The sequence below is a fragment of the Psychrobacter sp. FME13 genome (assembly GCF_014861395.1).
GTDB lineage: Bacteria > Pseudomonadota > Gammaproteobacteria > Pseudomonadales > Moraxellaceae > Psychrobacter.
Genome location: NZ_RRYV01000271.1, coordinates 1 through 1832, shown reverse-complemented (window position 1 = coordinate 1832; position 1832 = coordinate 1). Strand labels below are relative to the sequence as shown.

Below are 1832 nucleotides of genomic sequence, written 5' to 3'. Positions count from 1 at the left end.
CTGATAAAGGGTATATCAGCCCGAGTCTGACATCGTACTACGACGCTCAAGGAGTAGATTTACAAACGCCACTCAGAGCTAATATGAAAGAAGATAGACCCAAACCTGTGGTAAGACGGCTAATGAAAGCCCGCCGTATCGTTGAAACAGTCATTGGTCAGTTATCAGAACGATTTAATATACAAAAGGTACGAGCAAGAGATTTATGGCATTTGTCTCATCGATTGATTCGTAAGATTCTGTCGCATAATCTGTGCTTTGTACTCAATAAAAAACTTGGTAACCCGCCTCTTCAGTTTGATTTGCTTATTTCAAGTTGAGAGTGGGGTATTATTGTACTTTTAAACGATAGACTGTATTTATATTTATGCTATGGGAATGACTTTGCCCATTTTTCGCTTGCCTAGTGTTAGTGTATCCCAGTCTCTCAATAAGAAAAGGGCGATACAGGCTGCTAGCATTGGCCATGCAGCAAAAAACAATAAGTTATCAAATGGCTGCATATATAAAGCAAAGGTTGAAAGAGTTGAGCCTGCATGAGCCAGTAGCAAAATGCCATAGGTCCAAGTTTTAAATAATCCAACGACAAATAGTAAGATAAGTATCAACTGGACAGTACCCATAACATAAAATATGGAGTCACCCATATTTTCCATGCCATAAAATTTAGACATAACTCCTGCGGCATGTTCAGGGTTAATAAATTTATCAAGTGTCCAAAATAAAAAGACAACAAAGATACCCAGTCGAAGCAATAAAAGTGAAAGCGGTAAATGTTTTGGCATAAGTAAATTCTTTTTAATAAGTTTTAAAGTTAGATTCAACAATCTTGATGAACAAAACAAGCATGGATATTTACTCTAGTTAAGCAAAAAAACAGACACTTAAAATTATATTTAATTTTTGAGTGAACGCTCAATTTTAAGTAAAATCTTATCGCTAAATCGGCTAAGAAATTGCATTGTAGTTGTTATTGAATGGTTGTTCAAGTTCGCATTGCTATGTATGGAAAGGTTATGGCGATTTGTTACCTTTCTCAACAAAACCTGTAACGCTAGCTTAAAGGTGATTGTTTTCTATACAATAAAAAACCCTTTATAGAATTAAACATTCTACAAAGGGTACATACAATGACAAAGCGAGTATTATAAATATTGAGTATTTACCACATTAAATCATCTGGAATGACATAAGCGGCATAAGGATCGTCTTCTGCTAATACCTCTTCTGACGTGTCGTTGGACACAACCATAAAGCCTTCCATCTTAGAATCTATACGATCTGCTAACGGGCGGGGAAGTAATGCATAGCCTTCTTCTAATCGTGCAATAACGACATGACCTGCGACGACTTGGTCATATAGCTTTTGGGTAATAGAGATCTTTTTGACTTTTGAGCTGTCGACAAATTGATAGCTGACATCACCGCTAGTATCACTGATTTGGTGCTGCTTAATCATTTGAATGATATTTGCCTTGAGCGCCTTTTCTTCTAAAGCACGCTGCTTTTCTTGATTGAGCTGCTGATCTTTTTCTAATTTTTTGGCTTGCGCCTCAGCCAATGCTTTTTTTGCTTCTAGGCTTTCTGAGTCACCAGTACGCTTGGCATGTTGCGTTTGCTTGCTGATTTTTTTGGCTTTTTTGCTATCTACCAATCCTGCTTTGAGTAGTTGAGCTTGTAGGGCATTTTTTGCCATAATTCCATCACCTAAATAAGAATATTCAAATCATAAATGCTAAAAAACACATTGTAGCAAAATTTGTTAGCGCATGTGGTCTGACCCCTGCCGTCAATCCCGTAGACTTAAACTTGGGAGATTTTAGTTACGCAGC

Annotated in this window: 3 protein-coding genes; 1 reads left to right on the top strand and 2 read right to left on the bottom strand. The window is 37.2% G+C overall.

All coding sequences use genetic code 11. The features are described 5' to 3' along the window. Positions 1 to 320 (top strand): transposase (locus EI164_RS15895; protein WP_318779513.1); only part of this gene is annotated, 320 nt, incomplete at its 5' end. Positions 321 to 365: 45 nt separating this feature from the next. Here EI164_RS15895 and EI164_RS15890 read toward each other — a convergent pair. Together EI164_RS15890 and EI164_RS15885 are read right to left on the bottom strand one after the other, a co-directional pair. Further along, entirely contained in the window at positions 366 to 785 is a 420-nt protein-coding gene (locus EI164_RS15890) for a hypothetical protein (RefSeq protein WP_192520956.1), read from the bottom strand. A 377-nt stretch (positions 786 to 1162) separates the two neighbouring features. Further along, the gene (locus tag EI164_RS15885; protein WP_192520955.1) at positions 1163 to 1696 is read right to left on the bottom strand and encodes a DUF2058 domain-containing protein; all 534 of its coding nucleotides are present in this window, start codon (positions 1694 to 1696) and stop codon (positions 1163 to 1165) included. Positions 1697 to 1832 lie beyond the last annotated feature (136 nt).

Coding starts and splice junctions, on each gene's coding strand:
- EI164_RS15890 (WP_192520956.1), bottom strand. CDS start 785: ATGCCAAAACATTTACCGCTTTCACTTTTATTGCTTCGACTGGGTATC.
- EI164_RS15885 (WP_192520955.1), bottom strand. CDS start 1,696: ATGGCAAAAAATGCCCTACAAGCTCAACTACTCAAAGCAGGATTGGTA.